20 protein-coding genes, 1 other RNA gene and 1 pseudogene are annotated in these 23,133 nt (G+C 59.0%); 9 read left to right on the top strand and 13 right to left on the bottom strand.

Annotated features, from left to right (window positions below; all coding sequences use genetic code 11):
• Positions 1–14 precede the first annotated feature (14 nt).
• Both HMPREF1487_RS10950 and HMPREF1487_RS10945 read left to right on the top strand, forming a co-directional pair.
• Positions 15–4,727, top strand: a complete 4,713-nt coding sequence (locus HMPREF1487_RS10950) for a PAS domain S-box protein (RefSeq protein ID WP_177325220.1) — start codon at positions 15–17, stop codon at positions 4,725–4,727.
• A gap of 122 nt (positions 4,728–4,849) precedes the next feature.
• The gene (locus HMPREF1487_RS10945; protein ID WP_010796716.1) at positions 4,850–5,164 is read left to right on the top strand and encodes a DUF2388 domain-containing protein; all 315 of its coding nucleotides are present in this window, start codon (positions 4,850–4,852) and stop codon (positions 5,162–5,164) included.
• Positions 5,165–5,227: 63 nt separating this feature from the next.
• Here the strand turns inward: HMPREF1487_RS10945 and gcvH are convergent, their stop codons facing one another.
• The 8 genes from gcvH to HMPREF1487_RS10905 form a co-directional block, all read right to left on the bottom strand.
• Positions 5,228–5,608 (bottom strand): glycine cleavage system protein GcvH, encoded by a 381-nt coding sequence (gene gcvH / locus HMPREF1487_RS10940; protein ID WP_010796715.1) that lies wholly within the window; start codon positions 5,606–5,608, stop codon positions 5,228–5,230.
• 120 nt (positions 5,609–5,728) lie between these two features.
• Positions 5,729–6,811 carry a glycine cleavage system aminomethyltransferase GcvT gene (gene gcvT / locus HMPREF1487_RS10935; protein WP_010796714.1) on the bottom strand — a complete coding sequence of 361 codons (1,083 nt, stop codon included), beginning with the start codon at positions 6,809–6,811 and terminating at the stop codon, positions 5,729–5,731.
• Between the two features lie 122 nt (positions 6,812–6,933).
• Positions 6,934–8,544 carry an ABC transporter permease gene (locus HMPREF1487_RS10930; protein ID WP_010796713.1) on the bottom strand — a complete coding sequence of 537 codons (1,611 nt, stop codon included), beginning with the start codon at positions 8,542–8,544 and terminating at the stop codon, positions 6,934–6,936.
• 118 nt (positions 8,545–8,662) lie between these two features.
• On the bottom strand, positions 8,663–9,661 hold the full coding sequence (locus HMPREF1487_RS10925) for an extracellular solute-binding protein (RefSeq protein WP_010796712.1): 999 nt from the start codon (positions 9,659–9,661) through the stop codon (positions 8,663–8,665).
• A gap of 94 nt (positions 9,662–9,755) precedes the next feature.
• On the bottom strand, positions 9,756–10,979 hold the full coding sequence (locus HMPREF1487_RS10920; protein WP_010796711.1) for a 2-octaprenyl-3-methyl-6-methoxy-1,4-benzoquinol hydroxylase: 1,224 nt from the start codon (positions 10,977–10,979) through the stop codon (positions 9,756–9,758).
• 48 nt (positions 10,980–11,027) lie between these two features.
• Positions 11,028–12,224 carry a 2-octaprenyl-6-methoxyphenyl hydroxylase gene (gene ubiH / locus HMPREF1487_RS10915; protein WP_010796710.1) on the bottom strand — a complete coding sequence of 399 codons (1,197 nt, stop codon included), beginning with the start codon at positions 12,222–12,224 and terminating at the stop codon, positions 11,028–11,030.
• An 11-nt stretch (positions 12,225–12,235) separates the two neighbouring features.
• Entirely contained in the window at positions 12,236–13,585 is a 1,350-nt protein-coding gene (gene pepP, locus HMPREF1487_RS10910; protein WP_010796709.1) for a Xaa-Pro aminopeptidase, read from the bottom strand.
• Between the two features lie 46 nt (positions 13,586–13,631).
• On the bottom strand, positions 13,632–14,186 hold the full coding sequence (locus HMPREF1487_RS10905; RefSeq protein ID WP_010796708.1) for a UPF0149 family protein: 555 nt from the start codon (positions 14,184–14,186) through the stop codon (positions 13,632–13,634).
• 106 nt (positions 14,187–14,292) lie between these two features.
• On the opposite strand from HMPREF1487_RS10905, the gene HMPREF1487_RS10900 reads away from it, so the two are divergent.
• The 4 genes from HMPREF1487_RS10900 to HMPREF1487_RS10890 all read left to right on the top strand — a co-directional run bounded on the left by HMPREF1487_RS10900 (position 14,293) and on the right by HMPREF1487_RS10890 (position 15,652).
• Positions 14,293–14,514: a TIGR02449 family protein gene (locus tag HMPREF1487_RS10900; RefSeq protein WP_010796707.1), complete on the top strand. Its 222-nt coding sequence runs from the start codon at positions 14,293–14,295 to the stop codon at positions 14,512–14,514.
• Positions 14,511–14,822, top strand: coding sequence for a cell division protein ZapA (locus HMPREF1487_RS10895; RefSeq protein ID WP_010796706.1), 312 nt, complete (start codon positions 14,511–14,513; stop codon positions 14,820–14,822). Before HMPREF1487_RS10900 ends, HMPREF1487_RS10895 begins: the two co-directional genes overlap by 4 nt.
• A 28-nt stretch (positions 14,823–14,850) precedes the next feature.
• Positions 14,851–15,028, top strand: a non-coding RNA gene (gene ssrS, locus HMPREF1487_RS26770) — 6S RNA.
• A gap of 9 nt (positions 15,029–15,037) precedes the next feature.
• Positions 15,038–15,652 (top strand): 5-formyltetrahydrofolate cyclo-ligase, encoded by a 615-nt coding sequence (locus HMPREF1487_RS10890; RefSeq protein WP_010796705.1) that lies wholly within the window; start codon positions 15,038–15,040, stop codon positions 15,650–15,652.
• A gap of 50 nt (positions 15,653–15,702) precedes the next feature.
• Here the strand turns inward: HMPREF1487_RS10890 and HMPREF1487_RS27700 are convergent, their stop codons facing one another.
• Positions 15,703–15,846, bottom strand: coding sequence for a hypothetical protein (locus HMPREF1487_RS27700; protein ID WP_010796704.1), 144 nt, complete (start codon positions 15,844–15,846; stop codon positions 15,703–15,705).
• Positions 15,847–16,034: 188 nt separating this feature from the next.
• Here HMPREF1487_RS27700 and HMPREF1487_RS10885 point away from each other — a divergent pair, with 188 nt between their 5' ends.
• Complete coding sequence (locus HMPREF1487_RS10885) at positions 16,035–16,469, top strand: EVE domain-containing protein (RefSeq protein ID WP_167670406.1); 435 nt, start codon at positions 16,035–16,037, stop codon at positions 16,467–16,469.
• 1 nt (position 16,470) lies between these two features.
• Here HMPREF1487_RS10885 and HMPREF1487_RS10880 read toward each other — a convergent pair whose 3' ends face one another.
• Entirely contained in the window at positions 16,471–16,881 is a 411-nt protein-coding gene (locus HMPREF1487_RS10880) for a flagellar basal body-associated FliL family protein (RefSeq protein WP_010796702.1), read from the bottom strand.
• 261 nt (positions 16,882–17,142) lie between these two features.
• Here HMPREF1487_RS10880 and HMPREF1487_RS10875 point away from each other — a divergent pair.
• A pseudogene (locus tag HMPREF1487_RS10875) lies at positions 17,143–17,807 on the top strand (YoaK family protein).
• A 3-nt stretch (positions 17,808–17,810) separates the two neighbouring features.
• On the opposite strand, the gene HMPREF1487_RS10870 reads toward HMPREF1487_RS10875, so the two are convergent.
• Positions 17,811–18,836 (bottom strand): DUF5924 family protein, encoded by a 1,026-nt coding sequence (locus tag HMPREF1487_RS10870; protein WP_010796699.1) that lies wholly within the window; start codon positions 18,834–18,836, stop codon positions 17,811–17,813.
• 285 nt (positions 18,837–19,121) lie between these two features.
• On the opposite strand from HMPREF1487_RS10870, the gene glpT reads away from it, so the two are divergent.
• A complete protein-coding gene (gene glpT / locus HMPREF1487_RS10865) occupies positions 19,122–20,453 on the top strand; it encodes a glycerol-3-phosphate transporter (protein WP_010796698.1) in 1,332 nt (443 codons plus the stop codon).
• 40 nt (positions 20,454–20,493) lie between these two features.
• Here the strand turns inward: glpT and HMPREF1487_RS10860 are convergent, their stop codons facing one another.
• Both HMPREF1487_RS10860 and ubiD read right to left on the bottom strand, forming a co-directional pair.
• Positions 20,494–21,474 (bottom strand): CDP-6-deoxy-delta-3,4-glucoseen reductase, encoded by a 981-nt coding sequence (locus HMPREF1487_RS10860; RefSeq protein ID WP_010796697.1) that lies wholly within the window; start codon positions 21,472–21,474, stop codon positions 20,494–20,496.
• A gap of 135 nt (positions 21,475–21,609) precedes the next feature.
• Complete coding sequence (gene ubiD / locus HMPREF1487_RS10855) at positions 21,610–23,076, bottom strand: 4-hydroxy-3-polyprenylbenzoate decarboxylase (RefSeq protein ID WP_010796696.1); 1,467 nt, start codon at positions 23,074–23,076, stop codon at positions 21,610–21,612.
• Between the last annotated feature and the right edge of the window lie 57 nt (positions 23,077–23,133).

The raw sequence follows: 23,133 nt of genomic DNA, 5'->3' as shown, positions 1-23,133 counted from the left end.
ATGCGGAGCCTGTGTTGAGTAATGCCCCCGTACTGCCAACAGGCTGGAGCGAACGCGAGCGACTCGCGGAGCTTGACCGTTACGATATCCTCGACGCCCCCTCCGAGCCCGCCTTTGACGATATCGTCCAGTTGGCCTCGCAGATCTGCCATGCGCCCATCGCTGTCATCAACCTGATTGCCGAGAATCGGGAATGGTTTCTGGCTGAAAAAGGCTTTGGCGTGCGGGAAATGCCTTTGCATCTCTCCATATGCGCCAAAACCATCGAACACCCAGGCCCGGTGGTGATTCCTGATCTACGTGGGGATGATCGCTTCGCCAGCAATCCGCTCGTCAAGACCGCAGACGGCCTGCGCTTCTATGCTGGCGTCCCGCTGGTGTCATCTGCCGGCATACCTCTTGGAACGCTGTGTGTGCTGGACTGGCAGCCTCGCGTTCTGACTGCAGCCCAAACGCAATCCCTTGAGGCACTTGGCCGGCAGGTCATGCAGCTCCTGGATCTGCGCCTGGTGAAGGCTGCGTACGAACGCAGCGAGTCGATGAACCGTCAGCTGATGCATAACCAGCCGGGTCAGGCACTGCTGATTCTGGATAACCAGGGGCGCATACTGGCCTGCAACCCTGGCGCCGAATCGGCCCTGGGTTGGGATGAGCATGAATTGAGCGGACAGTCGCTGGAACTGCTCTTCACGGCCGAAGACCAAGCCCGCCAGCTTCCCCAGACTTTGCTGACCTACGCTCGGCAGCAAGGGCATCATCAGGGCGAAGGGCTTTACCTGCGCAAGGACAAGCACATCCTGCAGGCCGGCTACAGTCTCCACGCCTTGCAGACCGAGCAGGACGAGACTAACGGATTCCTCCTGACCCTGCAGGACCTTACAGCTGAACGCCTGCAACAGCGGACAGCGGAGCAAAACGAAGCCCGCTACCGGGCTTTAATGGATGTCAGCCCACAGATCGTCTGGTTTGGTGACCGCCACGGTTTCATGGAATACACCAACCGCTATTGGTACACCTATACCGGCCTTGACCCGGACGACATGAATCCAGACAGCTGGATGCGAGCGGTCCATCCAGATCATATCCAGCGCGTCAAAAGCACCTGGCGTGACACCATCCTTCGCCGTACAGCCGCCAAGATCGAGGCGCCCTTCCGTGCCGCAGACGGCCAATATCGCTGGTTTGAAGCGCGCGTCACCCCGGCGTTCAACGCAGCCGGCGAAATCGAGCGCTGGGTGGGTGTGGCGCTGGACATTGATGACCGCAAGCGGGCAGAAGCGGCGCGCCTTGAAAGCGAAGCCTTCACACGCCTCTTGATCGACTCGATCAGCGAAGGGTTCTACTCTGTAGATCAGCAGGGCAGGACCACACTGTGCAATGAGGCGTTCTTGCGCATGTTGGGCTTTGCTGACCGCAGCCAGGTTCTCGGGCGAGCCCTGCACGGCATCATCCACCACAGCCGTGCAGACGGGACGCCGCTCCCAGAAACCGAATGCCCGATTTTCCAAACAGCCAACACCGGCACGCCCCACCATATCGAGCAGGATTGGTTTTTCCGCCAGGACGGTAGCCGCTTCCCCGTCGAATACCGCTCCGAGCCCATCTGGCGTGACGGCGAGCTGCAGGGCGCCATCTGCACGTTCATGGATATCAGCGAGCGGATTCGTACCCACGACCGCCAGCGCTTCCTGCTTGAACTGGGGGACCGCCTGCACGGCACCCTGACGCCTACCGACGTGGCCGACGCCCTGGGCCAAAGTCTTGGCAACGTACTGGGCGTACAGCGTATCGGCTATGCGCTGCTCGACCGCTTTGGCGCGCTTAATGCCGAGAGCAGCTGGAACGATAATAGTGTTACTCCAGAAATCGGCAGCTTTTCGCTCAGTGACTTCAGCGCGGACCTGAATGCCGACTTGGTTAGCGGTGCGATTATCGTGGTAGACGATACGGCTACCGATCCACGTACTCATGCCCAGCGGGAAAATCTCGAACAATGGGCCATTCGCGCCATGATGCTGGTTCCCCAGCATGACAAGGGCCAGCTCAAGGGCGTGCTGTATGTCCATGCCAGCACCCCGCACAGCTGGTCGGCCGAAGATATTGCGCTGGTTCGCGAAGTGGCTGAACGCATCCGTGTAGTTGTCGAGCGTACCCGTGCTGCAGAAGACCTGCGGCTGGCTGAACAACGGATCAGCCTTGCCGTCGATGTCGCGGCGCTGGGTGTCTGGGATTACGATATCGACCGCGATGTGATCACCTGGGACAACCGAATCACCGAGATGACCGGTATTCCAGCCAGCGCCTCCCGCAGCGTGACCGATCTGCTCATCAACATTCTGCACCCGGAGGACAGCGAGAGCGTCCAGGCTATGTTCAGGACGGCTACCGCTGGCGATAGCGATAGCGAAGCACAATTGGAATTTCGCGTACGCGCCCATAGCAGCACCGAACCGGTCTGGCTAAGCGTGAGAGGCCGCCGTGTGACCGACCCGGATGGCACCCGCCGTATCATTGGCATTGCGCGAGACATCAGCAAGGAGCGCCGGAATGCCGATGCACTCAACGCCATCAATCGCGAGCTCACTCGCCAGATTCAGGAGCGCACCGCTGCCGCCGAGCGACAGACTGCGCTGATCGAGCTGGGTGATGCCCTGCGTGAGGCAAGCGACACCGACGATATCGGCGGTATTGTCTCCCACACCCTCGCGCACATCCTGAATGTTTCACGGGTTGGTTATGCTCAAGTCGAGCCTGACGGCGAAACAGCCGTTGTTACCCATGACTGGAGCCATAGCACAACTAGCCTGACCGGTACGTTTCATATTAGTGACTACGGCACCTACCTTGACGAACTGCAGCGGGGCGAGGCTGTTGTGGTTCAGGATGTCGAGCAGGATCCGCGCACCCGGGACTATCAAGCCTTGTATGAGCCCAACGATGTTAGGGCCTTTGTCAGCGTCCCTCTGATCGAGCATGGCCGCTTTGCAGCCTATCTGTTCATCTGCGATAACCAGGTACGCTCTTGGTCCAATGAGGAAGTCAGCTTTTTGCGCGATATCGCCGATCGCGTCTGGGCGGCTATCGAGCGGGCCCACTCTGAACAGGCGCTCCGGCAGAGCGAGGCGCGCTTCCGGCTGATGGCGGACAACGCACCGGCCCTGATCTGGGCCGTGGATGCCGAAGGTAACACCCTCTTCGTCAACAGCCGCTACGAACGCGAGTATGGCCTTTCTTATGAAAGTGCCCGGGACGGTGGATGGACACGCATGATTTTCGAGGAAGACCGCGAACACTGCGTTGCCGAGTACCAGCAAGCTTTCGAAGCGCGTCAACTCTACCGCAGCGAAATACGGATGCGAGACATCCAAGGTGAGGTTCGCTGGCTGCGCTGCGAGGCTGTCCCTCGCTTCGACGACAAAGGCGGGTTCCTGGGTTACATCGGCTGTAATGTCGACATTACCGAGGCACGTCTAGCAACCGATGCCCTGGAAGCCAAGATTGCCGAGCGTACGCAAGAACTGGGCGAAAGCCATACACGACTCATTACGGAAATCTATGAGCGTGAACGTGCGGAAGAGGCCTTGCGCCAGTCTCAGAAGATGGAAGCCATCGGCCAGCTTACCGGTGGGATCGCACACGATTTCAATAATATGCTGACCGGAATCGTCGGAGCGCTCGATCTTATCCGCATGCGTGTCATCAGTGGTCGTACCGATGATCTGGATCGCTACATCAATGCCGCCACAGCCTCAGCCGACCGAGCCTCGGCGTTGACCCATCGGTTGCTGGCATTTGCCCGCCGTCAAACCCTGGATACGAAGCCGGTCAATCTGAACGAGCTTATCGATTCCCTGCGTGATCTGTTCGTCCGCACCGTAGGCGAGCAGATCAAAATCCGAACACACCTGGACACTGAGCTGTGGATGGCATTCAGCGATGCCCACCAGCTTGAAAATGCCTTGCTCAATCTGGTCATCAACGCGCGCGATGCTATGCCGGATGGCGGTGACCTGAGCATCGAGACCTCAAATGTTACCCTGGACGCCGAAACGGCACGACGTGAAACCATCGAACCGGGCGATTACATTCGTATCCAGGTCAAAGATACCGGCCAAGGCATGACACCCGAAGTCATGACCAAGGCATTCGAGCCGTTCTTTACCACCAAGCCCTCCGGACAAGGTACTGGGCTTGGTCTGGCGATGATCTACGGTTTTATCAAGCAATCCGGCGGAAACGTACGGATCGATAGTGAAGTGGGACGAGGAACAGCCATCACCTTGTTGTTGCCGCGCCACCTCGACCCTGTAATGGAAACTCTCGTGACCGAAACACCCCGTGGAATGCCCCGCGCCCAGGAGGGCCAGACGGTACTGGTGGTCGAGGACGAGGCGGCGGTACGCATGATCGTACTCGAAGTGCTGTCCGAGCTTGGCTATACCGCCTTCGAGGCCGGCGATGCCGAACAGGCCATTCCTCTCCTCCAGAGCGACCAGCGAATCGATCTCCTGGTAAGTGATGTGGGGCTGCCCGGCATGAATGGCCGCCAGCTGGCAGAGGTGGCGCGCAAGCACCGACCGAATCTGAAAGTCCTGTTCATTACCGGTTATGCCAAGAATGCCGAGATCCGTAGCCAATTTCTGGGGAAGGATATGGACATGCTGACCAAGCCCTTCGATATCGATGCGTTGGCCAGCAAGATCCACGAAATGATTCAGGCGCCCTAAGTTCGAACCAAGTACCCGCTCGAAAGCCAAGCGGCTCACGTCCTTTGAAGGCACTCTGCCTTCAAAGGAACTCGTTTGGCCCGCACCTTATCTAAAGGGAACCTTTAGAAGGAGATGTTGCTATGCGCCTCAAGAAGTTTGCATTGGTTCCCCTTGTACTGCTGCCGTTTGCTGCCGGATCTGCCATGGCCGATGCCAAATTCTGGCGTCATGTCGCCACCTCAGGAGCGACAACCGGCTCGACCTACCTGAGCAGCCGTGACGACCACAAGATGGTCATTGCAACCCAGGACGACGCCAGCGCCTTCCTCGCAAGCAATGGTGAAATTCGCGGTCCTTACCTGGAAGCCGCCCTGCGCGAAATGCGCAACGCAACGCCAGGAAGCTCCGCCAGCGATATCGACTTGGCGACCAAGATCCTGACGGCCCAGCAGTAAAACCATGCGGCCATGAAAAAGCCCCGCCGGAATCGCCCGGCGGGGCTTTTTCTTTCAATGGGATCAGTCGTTAGCAGCGCTATAGGCGTCGGCATCCATCAGCTTGTCCAGCTCAGCCGTATCGCTGGGCTTGAGCTTGAAGAACCACGCCGTGTAGGCGTCGGCATTGACTTGCTCAGGCGCATCAGCCAGCGCCTCGTTTACAGCGATGACCTCACCGGAAACCGGTGCATAGATATCCGATGCTGCCTTTACCGATTCCACAACGCCTGCTTCCTGACCAGCCGCCAATGTTTTGCCCACTTCAGGCAGCTCGATGAACACGACATCACCCAACGCCTCCTGGGCATGGTCGGTAATGCCGACCGTGATAGTGCCATCGCTTTCCTGGCGGGCCCACTCGTGACTGGATGCATAGCGAAGTTCAGCGGGAATCGTGCTCATGTTCGGCTCCTTGTAAGGCAATCGGCTAATCGTTATAGCCCAAGCGTAGCGTGTCGAATGGTCTGCTCGCCACGCCTGACGTGAAAAAAGCGCAAAATAGCCGATTACCTGTCAACGTGCTCAAATAAGTGTCTTGCCAAAACGTACAAAACACGGCTTGACCACACGCACCGGCAGCCATTTCCCACGAATCTCGACCTCAGCTCGGTCTCCTGTCTCTACCGGTACTCGGGCCAGCGCAATGGACTTGCCTAGGGTAGGCGCATAGCTGCCGCTGGTGATCTCGCCTTCGCCACAACCGGCGATACGTACCACCTGATGCGCGCGCAACACGCCTCGCTCCTCCAGCACCAGGCCGACCAACCGTGAGCGGGGTCCGGCATTACGCTCTTCCTCAAGGGCCTTGCGGCCAATGAAATCACGCCCTTCCGGTGCCCAGGCAATGGTCCAGTCCAGATTGGAGGCCAGAGGAGAGACATGCTCATCCATTTCATGACCATACAAGTTCAAACCGGCTTCCAGGCGTAACGTATCGCGCGCCCCCAACCCCACCGGCCCGATTCCGGCCCCTACTAGCTCATTCATAAAGCTGACGACTTCATCCGCAGGCAGGATGATCTCCAGTCCATCCTCGCCGGTATAGCCGGTCCGGGCAATGAACCATTGTCCCTCCGGCATGGCCTGGAACGGCTTGAGTGAGCGAATCAGCTCGGCGCGCTCCGGCGAGACTACATCCGCAACCTTCTCGCGGGCCTCTGGACCCTGAATGGCCAGGATAGCCAGCTCCGGGCGGGGCGTGAGGGTAACGGCGTACCCCTCGGACTGCACGTCCAGCCAAATGAGCACCTTTTCGCGGGTCGAAGCATTGGTAACCAGTCGATAGCCCTGTTCGAGGCGATACAGGATCAGATCGTCCACCACGCCGCCATGGGCGTTGAGCATGATGGAGTACAGCGCCTTACCCGGCGCGGAAAGACGCGCCACGTCACCGACCAGCAGGCGGGAGAGATAGCTTTCAGCCTGCGCACCGTCGATATCGACAATGGTCATATGGGAGACATCGAACACACCACAGTCACGCCGCACCTGATGATGCTCTTCGACTTGCGATCCATAGTGCAGCGGCATATCCCAGCCACCGAAATCCACAAGCTTGGCGCCCAGGGCCACATGCAAGTCGTAAAGCGGGGTGCGCTGTCCCATGGGGATCTCCTTGTTGTCCGGCTGGCTGCAGCGGCCGGCATTGTAGTCGTTCGAGATGACAAGCGGGCGTTTGAATTTCTCCCGTCTGTCTTGATGGCAGACACAGACCGCGGCAGACGCGATCAGTGCCGTGCCGAACGACGAATCAGTCCGATGACTGGCAACAACCCTACCAGGACCAGCGTCAGAGCCGGCAGCGCCGCACGCGCCCATTCGCCTTCACTGGTCATCTCGAAGATCCGTACAGCCAGCGTGTCCCAGCCGAACGGGCGCATCAGCAGCGTGGCGGGCATCTCCTTGAGTACATCCACGAAGACCAACAAGGCAGCCGACAGCGCTCCTGGCGTCAGCAGTGGAAGATACACACGAATGAACAGCCCCAGTCCGCCGATACCCAGGCTTCGGGAAGCCTCCGGCAGGGACCGGCGGATACGCGCCAGAGCGGATTCCAGCGGCCCGTAAGCGACTGCCAGAAAGCGGATCAGGTAAGCCAGCAGCAACGCACCCAGGCTTCCCAGCAGAAGCGGCTTGCCCGCACCGCCCAGCCACTGGGACATCGGCACGATCAGCTCACGGTCCAGCAGACTGAAGGCTAGCATGATAGCCACCGCCAGTACCGAGCCCGGCAGTGCATAGCCCAGGTTGGCGAGCCCGATAGCGGAGCGAACCGTGCGGCGCGGCGCCTGACGACGAGCAAACACCAGCAGCAACCCTACGCTTACGGCCAGCAGCGCGGCAATCAGCCCCAGCCCCAGGCTATGCAGGATCAAACCGACATAGCGCTCATCCAGGTCGAAACGGCCACGCTGCCAGAACCAGACGACCAGCTGCACGACCGGAACGGCAAAGGCGCAGGCAAAAACAAGGCTGCACCAGCCCGTGGCAAAGATTGCCTTCCAGCCTGTCAGTCGATACAGCGCGCCGCTACGAGCCCGCTCATTGGCGGGCCGGGCTACGCCACGCAGCCTGCGCTCTCCCAGCAGCACCACACCGACCCCAAGCAGGAGCAGACTGGCCAACTGGGCCGCGCTGGAGAGGCTGAAAAAGCCATACCACGTCTTGTAGATTGCCGTGGTGAACGTGTCGAAATTGAATACCGAAACGGCACCGAAATCGGCCAGCGTTTCCATGATGGCCAATGCCAGACCAGCACCAATGGCCGGCCAGGCCATTGGCAAGGCAATCCGCCAGAAGGCCTGCCAGGGCGAAAGCCCCAGTGTGCGGGCCGCCTCTGTAAGCCCTCTGCCCTGCGCCAGAAAGGCGCTGCGGGCCAAAAGATATACGTAGGGATAGAACACCAGAACCAAGACGACGATGACACCGCCCGTCGATCGCACTGGTGGAAACCGCAGACGCATGTGAAACAGCTCGCGCAGAAAGCTCTGTACGGGACCGGAAAAATCCAGCAGCCCCACGAACACAAACGCCAATACATAGGCCGGGATCGCAAAGGGCAACATTAGGGCCCAATCCAGCCAACGTCGGCCTGGAAACTCGCAAAGGCTGGTCAGCCAGGCCAGGCTTACCCCCAACAGTGTGACGCCCACCCCAACGCCAATCAGAAGCATCACGGTATTGCTTAGCAGGCGGGGCAGCTGCGTACTCCACAGGTGCGACCAGATCTCGGTATCGATGTGCTGCCAGCTAAGCAGGAGCACGCACAGTGGCATGAGCACCAGACCTGCTGCCATGAAAGCAATGACATACCAGCGGCGAGCAGCGAAATGAGACACGGGGTATACCTGAAAGCAGTCCAAGGGCGTGCGGTCTAGGCATCGCCTCAGGACGGTATGGCAGTAGATTCGTAACTGTCAGGACTGGGCGCACCGCGTGATAGCGGTGCGCTGGATATCAATTCCAGCCGACGCGGTCCATCATCTTGATGGCTTCTGCCTGACGCCGCCCTGCGACCTCGACAGGAATCGTATCGGCCTTGAACTGGCCCCAGCTGGCAACCTCTGCCGAAGCCGGTACGCTCGGGTTGGCCGGGTACTCCTGGTTGATACCGGCAAACAGTGCCTGTGCGTCTGGGCCGGTCATCCATTCGACCAATGCCTTGGCGGCTTCTGGATGAGGCGCATGCTGCGTCAGGCCAACACCCGACAGATTCACGTGAACGCCACGGTCGTCCTGGTTGGGCCAGAACAGCTTCACGCCCAAATCAGGGTTCTGCTTGTGCATTCGGCCGTAGTAATAGGTATTCACGATACCCACATCGCACTGCCCTGCATCGATAGCCTGCAACACGGCGTTATCGTCCGGGAAAACGGTGGTAGACAGGTTGCGTACCCAGCCCGCCAGGATTTCTTCAGTCTTGGCGGCGCCATGGGCTTCGATCAGGGTAGCCGTCAGCGATTGGTTGTATACCTTCTTGGCGGTACGCAGACACAGGCGGCCCTCCCATTCCGGGCCAGCCAAGGCTTCATAGGTACTCAGCTCGTCCTCGGAAACGCGGTCTGGTGCATATGCAACGGTGCGCGCCCGGAGCGTGAGCCCTGTCCAGCGCCCCGTCGAGGAGCGGTACTGTGATGGAATGTTCTGGTCAATGATGGCCGACTGCATCGGTTGCAGAATACCCATCTGCTCGGCCTGCCACAGGTTGCCGGCATCGACGGTGATCAGCAGATCGGCTGGCGTGTTGGCACCCTCTGCCTTGATCCTGGCCATCAGGGGCGCTTCCTTGTCGGTGATGAACTTGACGCTTACGCCGGTCTGCTGGGTATAGGCATCAAACACAGGCTTGATCAGCTCATCGATTCGCGATGAGTAGACCACCACCTCATCAGCCGCCTGGGTGACCCCAGCCGTTAGCCACACTGCGCACGCAGCAACCACTTTGCGAAACGGCATGTAAAGCACCTCCGTGAAAGACAGGTGCAAATGATAAAGACTCTCGCTTATCGAGCCGTCTCAACAAATGTGTCGAGTTGTGTCATTACCCTCATCAGACACGGGCCAGTGTCGGCAGATCGCCGGTCTGGCCCAATGCCTGACGGACAAAGACAGCCTTCGCCTCAAAGTGATCGTTGACCAGCTTGAGGCCGGTGTTACGCAGCCAGCGCACGGCCAGACTGTCGTTCTGGAACAGGCGCTGAAAGCCCTCCATCGCGCCCATCATGGCAAGGTTATGCGGCATGCGACGGCGCTCATAGCGGCTCAGCACACGCACATCGGCCAAATGTTCGCCCCGCTTGTGCGCATGCAGCAGGACCTCAGCCAGGACAGCGGCGTCCAGAAAGCCCAGGTTCACCCCCTGCCCGGCCAACGGGTGAATGACATGGGCGGCATCGCCAATCAGAGCCAGCCCCGGCTCGACATAACGCTTGGCATGGCGCTGGCGCAGCGGAATACAGACGCGCGGATCGGACTGCTCGATCGCGCCCAGTCGGTTTTCAAATACACGACCCAATGCGGCGCAGAATGCATTGTCGTCCATCGCCATCAACCGCTCGCTTTCCTTGGGCGTGCAGGACCAGACGATCGAGCACCAATGTAAGTCCCCCTCGCGATCCAGAGGCAGGAACGCCAGCGGGCCATCGTCCGTAAAGCGTTGCCAGGCGGTTTTCTGGTGGGGATGCGCGCAGCGGACACTGGTCACGATGGCGTTATGCAGATAATCCCACTCCCGCGTCTCGACATCGGCCAGACGCCGTACCGCCGAGTGGGCACCATCCGCCGCAATGACCAGCGAGGTACGGACGGCCTGCCCGCCAGCCAGCTGAATCAGCCAATCGTCACCAGAATGACGCAACAGCTCCATGCGGGCGTCAGGCATCAGCTGGACACTGGAGGCCTGCAAGCGCTCCATCAGCGCATCCTGAATGACACGGTTTTCAATGATATGTCCCAGCACATCGGCATGAACGCTACTGGCGGTAAAATCAATGGCACCGGTGCCTGAGCCGTCCCAGACATGCATGCGTCGATAGGGACTGGTACGGCGAGAGGCAATACCCTCCCAGGCCCCGAGGTTCTGCAGGATACGCCGGCTGGCTTCGGACAAGGCACTGACACGCGCCTCAAAGGGCTGGGCGGAGTCGAAGGGCTTTACCGTCATCGGACCGCGGTCCAGGAGGAGCACCTTCAGGCCGCTGCCCTCCAATGCCAGCGCCAGGGCGCTACCCACCATGCCGGCACCGACAATCGCGATGTCTACTTGGGTTTCCACGGTCAAAGCTCCTTTGCAGCGGTTATGGACCTAACAGGACAGGAATGATCAAAACAGGGCATGGGCCGGGCGTGTCCCGAGTCCCATTGCCTGACGGGCAAACGTCCCCTTTGCAGAGGGCCATAGTTCTAGGCCGATCAGCCCGGCATTACGCCCCGCCGCCAGCCACGGATTGCCATTGGAAAACAGCCGCGTCACCTGGTCGGAGAAACCGATGGTCAGCTGCTGATCAAGACGCTGACCCTCCAGGTACTGTTGCAAGGTTGCAAAGTCACCGGGCTTGGCTTCGCTGTTTTCCAGTGCTTCAGCCAACGCGGACACATCCCGTAGCGACAGGTTGAAACCCTGTCCGGCGATCGGATGCAGACTATGGGCGGCATTGCCCAGCACCACAAGGTGCGGCCTTACCTGCTCCTGCGACTTGATCAGGGTCAGCGGATAACTGTGGCGTACGCCTACCTGCCGGAATGTGCCCAGTCGATAGCCGAAAGCCTGTTGCAGCTTAGCCAGAAACGATCGCTCATCAATCGCGGCCAGCCGTTCTGCATCAGCCTGCGGGCGGGTCCAGATCAGGGCGCAGCGGTTTTCAGGCAGCGGCAGCAGGGCCAGCGGCCCGGTATCGGTAAAGCGCTCGAAGGCCCAGCCCTGATGCGGATCACCCGGGGTGATGTTGGCAATCAGGGCCGTCTGGTCATAGGTCGTCTGTTCCACATGAATGCTCAGCTGCTCGCGCAGCGCCGAGCGGCCGCCATCGGCCAGAACCGCCAGATCGCAGGTCAGCTCACTGTCATCATCCAGGGTCAGTGTATAGCCATCCGGCCCTGCAACCAGACGACGAACCTCGGCAGGACAACGCCATTCGATGATGTCACGGTCCAAGGCGTGCCACAGGCAATGCCCCAGCCAGGCATTCTCGATGACATAGCCCAGCGCATCGACGCGCTGCTCGGCAGCATCCAGGCGAGCTGCACCAAAGCGTCCACGATCCGAGACATGGATGTGTTTGATCGCCTCGGCGCGCTCGGCCAGGGCCTTCCATACGCCCAGCCGTTCGTAAATCAGACGCGAGCCATAGGACAGCGCCGAGGAGCGGGCATCATAGCTGGGCTGAAAGGCATCACCCGGCGCGAAGGGCTCGACCATCACGATCTTCCAGCCACGCGCCCTTGCCAGCTCCTGAAGCGACAGGGCCAGGCTGGCGCCTACCAATCCGCCACCAATGATTGCCACCGTGCAGCGCTGCATGTCTTCTCTCCTTACACGGCCGCGTCGGACGCCGAAGCGCCACGGGCATCAGCCATCAATCGTTCAATCTCATCGATCGCCTTGGGTACATGGCGGCTCAAAATTTCGCAGCCGTGGCGGTTGACCACGACATCATCCTCGATACGGACGCCAATGCCCCGCCATTTCTTCGCTACGCGCAGATTGTCTGACGCCACGTAAATGCCCGGCTCAACCGTCATGGTCATGCCCGGCTCCAGCATCCGCCACTGATCACCGATGCGATAGTCGCCAACGTCGTGTACATCCAGCCCCAGCCAGTGTCCAGCCCGATGCATGTAAAAGTCACGATACGCGCCCTTCTCGATTAGGGTATTGATCTCACCCCGTAACAGGCCAAGATCGACCAGCCCTTCCGTAATGATGCGGACCGTGACCTCATGGGCCTCGTCCCAATGGCGCCCGGGCGCAATGCAGGCAAAAGCCGCCTCGTTGGCTGCCAGCACGATCTCGTAGATAGCCTTCTGTTCAGGCGAAAACCGACCATTGACCGGAAAGGTACGGGTAATGTCACTGGCGTAGCAGTCGATCTCGCAGCCGGCGTCGATCAACACCAGATCGCCGTCCTTGAGCAGCGCATCGTTCTGCTGGTAGTGCATGATACAGGCGTTGCGGCCGGAAGCGACGATAGAACCGTAGGCTGGCATCCGCGCCCCGCCCTTGCGAAACGCATAATCAAGCTCCGCCTCCAGATGATACTCCCTGAGCCCCGGCCGACAGGCCTGCATGGCCCGAATATGAGCATCACCCGACACACTTGCCGCCTCACGCATAACCTTGATCTCAGCCGCGGTCTTGAAGAGACGGGCTTCATGCAGGAGAGGATCAAGTGCAATCAGCTCCTTGGGTGGCTGTGCCCCCTGGTTGGCCTTGGCGCGGATCAGGTTGATCCAGTCCAGTAACTGACGATCGAAATCGGGGTTTGAGCCCATGGCGTAATAGACCCGCTCCCGCCCTTCGATCAGCCCCGGCAGGATGTCGTGGATGTCGCTGATGGGAAAGGCATCGTCAGCCCCGTATTGACGAATCGCGCCTTCCTGACCGGCGCGCGGGCCCGTCCACATCTCCTGGACAGGATCCTTCTCCCGGCAGAACAGCACGTACTCACCATGTTCCCGCCCCGGAATCAACGCCATGACGGCATCCGGCTCGGGAAAGCCGGTCAGGTATTGAAAGTCGCTGTCCTGACGGTAGGCATATTCAATATCGCGGTTACGCACACGCACAGGCGCGGCGGGCAATATCGCAATACTGCCCGCCGCCATCTCGGCCATGAGCGCTCGACGCCGACGGGTGAACTCGGCCTTCGGAATGCGGATCATGCGAACTCCTTAACGGAAAGCTCGCCCTCGCCCGCCGGGTCAATCCTCAATGGATTGAAGGCTTGGGTGCAGGCGAAGGATCCTTGCCGTACTCGCTATAAAGAATGACAGGCGCCACACGAAGGTACTCGGTGACCTCCATGTAATCGTTTTCGCCCTCCTCGGACTCCTCGAGCGTGTCCTGCACCTGCGCGATGGCGGCAAGATCCTGCAAAACTTCTTTGGCTTCGTTGGACAGCTCCGCCGTACGACTGGCCAGCCCAAAGCCAGACAGGAAACCCTGGCACCACTGCGCCATAGCGGCCAGGCGCTCCTTGAGCGGCGCTTCGTCGGTTGGCAGGAGCAGCACGATGGCCACTTCGTTGGTGGCGAATTCCTGCTGTACCATGCCCAGAAGCCCTATCAATGCTGACTTCAGGCGGTCACTTGGCGCCCCGCCTAAGAGGTCGGTAGCGGCAACGAGCCAGTCGGATTCGTCAAACCCGGCGCCGGCGCAGATACGGCCCATCAGATGGCCATGAAGCTCGGCCGGGGAGACAGGAAGAGCCGCTTCGCTCAATAATTGTGTGAACGCGGCGTATGCAGATGATGTACTCGTCATGGATGGCTATGGTCGTTAGTCGACGTGATGGCTAGAATGAACCTTGTATCCTACGCGTTGACCTTGTTACCGGCCAACCTTGTATAGCTCGGAGCAGCAGCCATCCATGCGCGAGTCCTCGATCGAAAACGATCTCCAAGTACTGACCGATAAAATTGAGCAACTGCTCGAACACATCGAACAGCTTAGGAAAGAGAATCGCCAGCTGCGCGCCCATGAGCGTGGCTGGCGAGAAGAACGCGCCAAGCTAATCGAAAAGAACGATTTGGCTCGACATAAGGTCGAAGCGATGATTTTACGCCTGAAAGCCCTGGAGCAGGACTCATGAGCACCGACACCGTCACCGTCCACATCCTCGACAAGGACTACTGCATCAGCTGTCCACCGGACGAGCGCGCCAATCTTGAAACCACTGCGCGCTACCTCGACGGCAAGATGCGAGAAATCCGTGCCAGCGGCAAAGTGATTGGCGCCGACCGCATTGCGGTCATGGCAGCCCTTAACATCACTCACGACCTGCTGCACCGCCAGGATGGCGTGAACTTCGAAGTCAGCAGCACACGCGAGCGCGTTCGCGACCTGCTGGACCGTGTCGACCGGGCTCTGACGACAGAGCAGGACGAACGGGGGGTTTGATTCTCGTGGCGAAGGGGTATACTGGACACACTCTCTGGTGTGTTTGCCAGTCGGTCATGTCCCTGAGCCGATAAGCAACACCACGGGGGTCGCTCGCTGGGCTTGTGTGCATGTCCGCACGCCGGAAAGCCTAATGGCCCACGACTTCTCCCACCTTGAACTCTCGGGTTCAAGGGCTACACCGGCAGCGGCATTCCGGGGAGCTATCTTCACTCATGATCAAAGCTTCTGATCATTCTCGTCCGGCCCTGCGCCGAATCCTGCGTCAGAAACGTCGGGCATTGAGCCCTACCGAGCAAAAGCAGGCTGCTCGACAGCTGCATCGTCAGCTCAGCCATCATCCCTTGTTTCGCCGTGCCCGGCAGATTGCCTTTTATCTTCCCAATGACGGTGAAATCGACCCGCGTCCGCTGCTTCGAACAGCCCAGCGCCGCGGCAAGGCCACCTTCCTGCCTGTATTGAGCCGTTGGCCAGCCACGCGTATGCATTTTCAGCGCGTCCGCCCCCACGAGCGCTGGGTGCGCAATCGCTTCAGGATCGTCGAACCCAGACCGAATCGGATACAGCAGCGCAAACCCTGGACACTCGATCTGATTCTGATGCCGTTGGTAGGATTCGACGCACAGGGCGGTCGCCTGGGTATGGGTGGCGGCTTTTATGATCGGAGCCTGGCTTATCTCAAACGTCGCATCGCCTGGCGCTCACCTAAATTGTTAGGATTGGCCCACGAATGTCAGAAGGTGAATCAGCTGGCCCTGGCCAGTTGGGATGTGCCGATGAAGGCAACCGTGACGGATAAGGGATGGTACGGGAAGGAAGAGAAGGCCTGAACCCTGCGCCAGACTACAACGCAGGGTATTCCACAGCGTGTTGCGAAGATTCAGCGAGACACTTGCTGAATCACATGAGCGGACGGTGAATTGTCCTGCTGCTTTTCCCAGAGACTTTGGGTATAGCCTGTCGTCACAACGCCCAAGCTAAACAGCGCGACCAATACCCAAAGCAAGTCCGGCTTGCGTTTCATCTATGTGCCTACCCCTTCATTGGCATAATTAACGACACCGCCGACCTGTTTATATGCCAGGCCGTACGGCTACTCAAAAACCGCGGCATTCTGCGCTAACCAGTTTTCTGACGCAAACATTGCGTCAACCAACCGTCAGAAAGTCCAGAACCGTTTTGCCAGGAGCAATCTTCGTGCCTTATTGGCTGATGAAATCGGAACCCGATGAGTTTTCTATCCATGATTTGCAACGCCTCGGCAGTGGGCGTTGGGATGGCGTTCGTAACTATCAGGCACGCAACTTCATGCGGGCCATGGCTGCTGGGGATCTCTTTCTGTTCTACCACTCCAGCTGCCCCGAACCAGGCGTAGCCGGCATTGGCCGCATAGACAATGATCCCTTTCCTGATCCGACCGCGCTGGATCCGAAAAGCCCATACCATTCGTCGAAAGCCACCCCGGAGAAAAACCCCTGGGTTGCCCGCGACGTCAGTATTGTCGAGGTATTCGATCAGGTCATTTCACTGGCGCGTCTGCGCGAGGTGGCTGCCCTGAGCAGTTTTGCATTGCTGCAAAAGGGCAGCCGCCTGTCAGTCATGCCAGTAACTGACGAAGAATGGCAGGCCATCCTGGCCTACCGATGACTTAGGGCTGAACGATCAGGTTGTTGAACAACAGGTCCTCGACCATTGGTTTGCCTTCTTCGCCATTGATGATGTCCTGGACCTGCTTGAGCGCCGCCTGGCGAAGCGCTTCACGGGCGTCGGCACCGGTCAGGGTCTCATCGGTCTGCTGCTCGAACAGCATGATGAGCTGATTGCGGATCAAGGGCTCATGAAAGGACACGCGCGCCGAGTCTTCCTTGCTCATCGTCATCAGGGCAATATCGGCTTTGTAGTACTTGAGCTTTGGACCAGAGCCGTAATTACCGACCAGCGCGGGCGTCAGGTTGATGTAGTTAGGTTGTGGGGCGCCCTCTTCGGCCTCCTTTTTTTCCTCCGCCCAGGCTGGCAGAGCGAGTGAGAAAGCAAGTACGAACGCAAGCAGGGCTTTCACGGGGCAATTCCTCGAACAAAAAGAGTGGTGCATAGCCAACCGATAGCTATGCCTGTCACAGCTTATCGACTAAACGGTGCATTTCTGAAGCCATAGGATTCAGATGGGCAACCACCCGAATATGACAGACTATAAAAACAGCCTCTTTAGTCGTCGCGGACAGGTTCCGCCCAGGATGGCGCTTTGAAACAACAGGATAGCACCTGCCTCACGCTTGACCTTTCATCAGCAGACGCTCACACCCAACCTCTCTACCTGAGCATGCATCGGCATTGCCGTGTAGGGCTGGTACTGGTTGCCGCCTTGTCGATCCTGGCTGGCATGACAGATGCCATTGGCTTCTTGTCGGCTGGTGACTACGTATCCTTCATGAGCGGCAATACGACGCGACTGGCCGTAGCCGTTGCCTTGGGCGACAGCACCACCCTCTTGCGGCTGCTCCTGATTGTCGCCCTGTTTGTCCTCGGCAATGCACTCGGAATTGTCATGGTGCGCGTGAGCGGCCGTCGGGCGTTGCCTCTCCTGCTGCTGACATCGGCCTTGTTGGCCGCGGCGGCGGGCTGGTCCACCGGCGGTCTTCCAGGTGCAGTCTTGCTACCTCTTGTAGCCGCCGTGCTCGCCATGGGCATGATCAACGCCGCCGTGGAACAGGTGAACGGGCAGTCCATTGGCTGACCTATGTCACGGGTGCACTTTCACGACTGGGACGAGGCCTGGGACGCTGGCTGCTGGGTGAGCGCTACTCAGGCTGGCTGATGCAAGCGATTCCGTGGGGCGGCATGCTAGCCGGCGCCATAATGGGCGCATGGCTCCAACACCACCTTGGCCTCAAGGCTCTCTTTGTCAGCAGCGCTTGGGCGGCCCTGATCGGCCTGGCATCCCTGTGGATTCCTAGGCGTTGGCAGTTGCATTACATGCCCAAATAGCCGTTAGGGCGTTACCTCGAAGCGCAAGGTGCCGATCATCTGCCCGTCCTCGGTTATGATCTGTACCTGCCATCGGCCGGCCACATCACTCGGGAAGTTCTGCTTGTGTGTCCAGGCCCGGTAGCCAGCCTCGCGGCCTCCGCTGATCTCGAGTGGGATACGGTCGACCTCATCCCCATTATGCAGCCAGACATGGTAAATCCGCTCACTCAGCCCACGGGGCGCGTTGATGGCCGTATAGGCATAGAGACCTTGTGAACGCAGCTGGACAGCACTGATTTTTTTCAGACTCTTACCCGGTTCGCGCTTGAGGTTGTCAAAGCTGCTGGTAACCGCCACATCGGTCAGCCACAGCGTGGCGGGCGGCACCCAGGTACGCAGTATCCATCCTAGGCCTCCCACCATCAGGCTCAGACCAAGCACGACAGGCCATTGCCACAGGCGTCGGATCGAGAGCGCCACAAGAATGCTTGGAAACGACAACAATACCGCCACGCCTAATGCCAGCCGGTAGCTCTGCATGGTGGTCAGTTGCAGGATGATGGGCAGGGACGTAAGCAGAACGGCAAACAACGTCAGCGTGTGATAGCCCAGAAAGATCCAGCGCCGGCTCGACAGCGCTTTGTAGTACAGCGGGTCGACAATCGATACGACAGCCATGGCGGCCAGCAGGCCGGTAAAGATGGCCTGTCCGCTGTTCCAGGTGGTTGTGACAAACAGGAACGGCAGGACAAAGAACAGGCTTTCCTGATGAATCATCTGGGTTGCGTAGCGAAACAGCCCAGGGGGCAGGTTCCAGCCAAACCGCCTAGTCACCCACTGACGCAGCACGTTCTCTACCATCAGCCATAACCAGCTGGCCAACATTACGATGGCCATTACCTTCGCAAAGCCATGCTGGCGATCAACCAGCAAAAAGCTGCACACACCCGAAACAAAGCCTGCCAGGGCAATCAGGCGTGGATAACGGTTGATCAGGACGGTAGCGAGATCAACCAGACGTGATACGTAGCGCTTCCAGGTGGGCATAACGATCAGAACACAGGCGGTTATGGTTGAGACCCATCACGTGCGGTCAAGTGCGGTCCGGCGGGGCAGCATACGCATCCCCTTATAGAACGCCAACCGCGTTCAGTTCACACGTCACAACCTGTGACTGAACGGCCATTAGGACCTATACGTTCGGAAAGCAACATTTTTGCGAGCGTTTATTTTCGTTTATCGCACAGCGGTATCGGTCATTTTTCTGAAATGAAACTGTAATATTTGCCCTGCACGTCTCTTCTCATAAAAACAACGATCTTCGGAGCTCAAATGCTTGGTATTTTTCGTCCGGCCCCGCATACGGCGCGCCTGCCTTCCGATCGCATCGATCCTGCTTACAAACGCCTGCGCTGGCAGATCTTTGCCGGTATCTTCATCGGTTATGCCGGGTATTACCTTCTGCGCAAAAACTTTTCTCTGGCGATGCCCTACCTAGTAGAGGAAGGCTACAGCCGAGGAGAGCTGGGTATTGCGTTATCGGCCGTTGCCATCGCCTATGGTCTTTCCAAATTCCTCATGGGCATGGTGTCCGACCGCTCGAATCCCCGCTACTTTCTGCCCTTCGGCCTGCTGGTCTCGGCGGGTGTGATGTTCATTTTCGGTTTCGCACATTGGGCAACCTCAAGCGTGACCATCATGTTCATCCTGCTGTTCATCAATGGTTGGGCGCAAGGGATGGGCTGGCCACCCAGCGGGCGCACCATGGTGCATTGGTGGTCCCAGAAGGAACGCGGCGGCGTGGTCTCGGTCTGGAACGTTGCCCATAACGTAGGCGGTGGCCTGATTGGCCCGCTGTTTCTGCTGGGGCTCGGCTGGTTCAACGATTGGCACTCAGCCTTCTATGTTCCAGCGGCCGTAGCGCTGGGTGTTGCAGTTTTCGCGTTCCTGACCATGCGCGATACGCCGCAGTCCTGTGGGTTGCCACCTATCGAGGAATACAAGCAAGACTACCCGGAAGGCTACAACGAGAGCCATGAACGCGAATTCAGTACAAAGGAAATCTTTGTCAAATACGTGCTGAAAAACCGCATGCTCTGGTACATCGCACTGGCCAACGTATTCGTCTATCTGCTGCGTTACGGCGTGCTGGATTGGGCGCCTACCTACCTGAAGGAAGCCAAGCATTTCACGGTGGACAAGTCATCCTGGGCGTACTTTCTGTATGAGTGGGCCGGTATTCCCGGCACGCTGCTGTGCGGCTGGCTATCGGACAAACTGTTCAAGGGCAATCGTGGCGCCACCGGTGTAGTGTTTATGGCTCTGGTGGCAGTCGGCACCGTGGTTTACTGGCTCAACCCGCCAGGAAATCCCATGGTCGATATGTTCGCACTGATCGCCATTGGCTTTCTGATCTACGGCCCGGTGATGCTGATCGGTTTGCAGGCCCTGGAGCTGGTGCCCAAGAAAGCCGCCGGGACAGCTGCCGGCTTTACCGGCCTGTTCGGCTACCTGGGGGGCTCGGTAGCCGCCAACGCACTGGTTGGCTACACAGTGGACCTGTACGGCTGGGACGGCGGCTTCATGCTGCTGGTCGCGTCATGCGTATTGGCCATTGTGTTCCTGGCCTTGACGCTGCGCCATAAAAACCCGGTATTGAGTTAAGGTAGCGGACCGATCCAGCTACGGGCTGGATCGGTCCGGCTTACAACCCCAGCGCCTCTCTTGGCGCATAGGCGAACACGTCGGCCCGCATTTGGTGAGGATCCATCCCACCTTCGACCAGCGCATCCAATGTGGCATAAACCATGGCAGGCGACCCACTGGCATACACGTGGAGTGACTTCAGATCGGTGAAGTCCTCTCGCACCGCTTCATGCAGAAGGCCACAACGTCCCTCCCACCCACACAGGTCACTCACTACCTTGTTCAAGTGAAGACGGGGGTCCTGCTCCCACTCTTCCCAATGGGGTAATGCATAGAAGTCATCGGGATGACGCACGCCCCAATACAGGTGCAGGGGTTGATCGAAGCCGCGCGCGCGGCAATCCTCGATAAGGCTGTGCATTTGTGCCATTCCCGTTCCGGCCGCGATCAGAACAAGCGGACCTGGAGGCAGATCGGCCAGATGCGCATCGCCAAAAGGCAGCTGGACGCGCACCATGCGTTCTCGCTCAAGCTGCTGGATAATCGCCTGACTGCTCTCTTCACGCGTCAGAATATGCAACTCCAGCTCACGCCCCTGATGTGGTGCGGATGCCAGCGAAAAGGCCGACTGCTTGCCATCGTCCCGCTCAAGCATCAGGTATTGTCCAGCGTGATAGCGCGGGGGCTTGCCTGCTGGAGCCAGCAGCCGAACACGGCGTACATCTCCGCCCACATCCTCACATGCCAGAACCTGACAGGCAAAGGTGCCTACTGGAAGCTCGCCCGGCGCCAATACTCCATCCCAATGCAACTCGCATGTTTCGAGCGGCTCGGCCAGGCAGACAAAAATCTCACCGTGGTCGATGACATCGTTCTGCTGCCTGACCCGCCCTTCGATCAACAAGGCTGCACAGACATGGCAATTACCGTTGCGGCAGCTGTGCGGACACTCATACCCCAGCCTGCGTGCCGCATCCAGGATACGCTCGCCAGGTAACGTCTCGAGTACCGCCCCAGAGGGACGTAACGTGACCTTCATCTCAGGACGCCTTGTGAATGGAAGTGGATGTCTGGGGATAGCTCTGCACGAATCCCATGCCTGCAAATTCCTCTGTATGCATAGGGTTCGACGCACAATGTGCGCAACTTATCCCCGTCGGGCCAACAGTATCCATCAATCGATCCCCAGGCTGGACCAGATCTCATCGACCCGCTTGACCACGGCTTCGTCTTTGACGATAGCCCGCCCCCATTCCCGATTGGTCTCTCCGGGCCACTTGTTGGTGGCATCCAACCCCATCTTCGAGCCCAGGCCCGAAATCGGTGAAGCGAAATCCAGATAGTCGATAGGCGTATTGTCGATCATCACGGTGTCGCGCTTGGGGTCCATGCGGGTCGTGATAGCCCAGATCACATCATTCCAGTCCCGAGCGTTGATGTCATCATCGGTCACGATCACGAACTTGGTGTACATGAACTGGCGCAGGAAGCTCCAGACGCCCAGCATTACCCGCTTGGCATGGCCTGGGTACTGCTTTTTCATGGTGACCACAGCCATGCGGTAGGAGCACCCTTCCGGCGGCAGGTAGAAATCGACGATCTCGGGAAATTGCTTTTGCAGGATCGGCACGAACACTTCGTTCAATGCCACACCAAGAATGGCCGGCTCATCCGGCGGACGTCCGGTATAGGTACTGTGGTAGATCGCGTCACGGCGGCGAGTGATACGCTCGACGGTAAACACTGGGAAACGATCTACTTCATTGTAATAGCCGGTATGGTCACCGTAAGGCCCCTCATCAGCCATCTCGCCGGGATAGATGAAGCCTTCCAGAATGATCTCGGCGCTGGCTGGAACCTGCAGATCGCTGCCGATGCATTTCACCAACTCGGTACGGCTGCCACGCAGAAGGCCAGCAAATGCATATTCGGACAGCGTATCCGGAACCGGCGTAACAGCGCCCAGAATCGTTGCCGGATCTGCACCCAGGGCTACCGCCACGGGATAGGGCTTGCCTGGATACTTGGCGCACCATTCACGAAAATCCAGGGCGCCGCCACGATGGCTAAGCCAACGCATGATGACCTTGTTGCGACCAATGACCTGCTGACGGTAGATACCCAGGTTCTGCCGTTCCTTGTTCGGTCCTTTGGTAACGGTCAGGCCCCAGGTGATCAACGGACCGACATCGCCCGGCCAGCAGTGCTGGATCGGCAAGCGGGACAGATCAACCGCCTCGCCCTCTTCGATCACCTCATGGCAAGGGGCGTCCTTCATCACCTTGGGCGCCATGCTGATGACCTTCTTGTAGATCGGCAGCTTTGACCAGGCATCCTTCAATCCCTTGGGCGGCTCCGGCTCCTTCAGAAATGCCAGCAGCTTGCCAATCTCGCGCAGTTCACCGACATCTTCTGCACCCATGCCCATCGCAACCCGCTCAGGTGTGCCAAACAGGTTGCCTAGCACAGGCATGTCGTATCCGGTCGGATTTTCGAACAGCAGAGCCGGCCCCTTGCGACGCAGGGTACGGTCACACACTTCGGTCATTTCGAGGTTGGGCGAGACGGGGGTCTGGATGCGCTTCAGCTCGCCACGCTGTTCCAGGCCGCGGATGAAGTCGCGAAGGTCGCGGTATTGCATAGCGGGAGGTATCTCGGCAGAGAATGAAGCGGAAAGTGTACCGCTCCTGGCCCCCTT

This window comes from Pseudomonas sp. HPB0071 (genome assembly GCF_000478505.2).
Taxonomy (GTDB): Bacteria; Pseudomonadota; Gammaproteobacteria; order Pseudomonadales; family Pseudomonadaceae; genus Chryseomonas; species Chryseomonas luteola.
The sequence above is the reverse complement of the archived record's forward strand: the minus strand, read 5'-3'. Positions and strand labels throughout refer to the sequence as shown.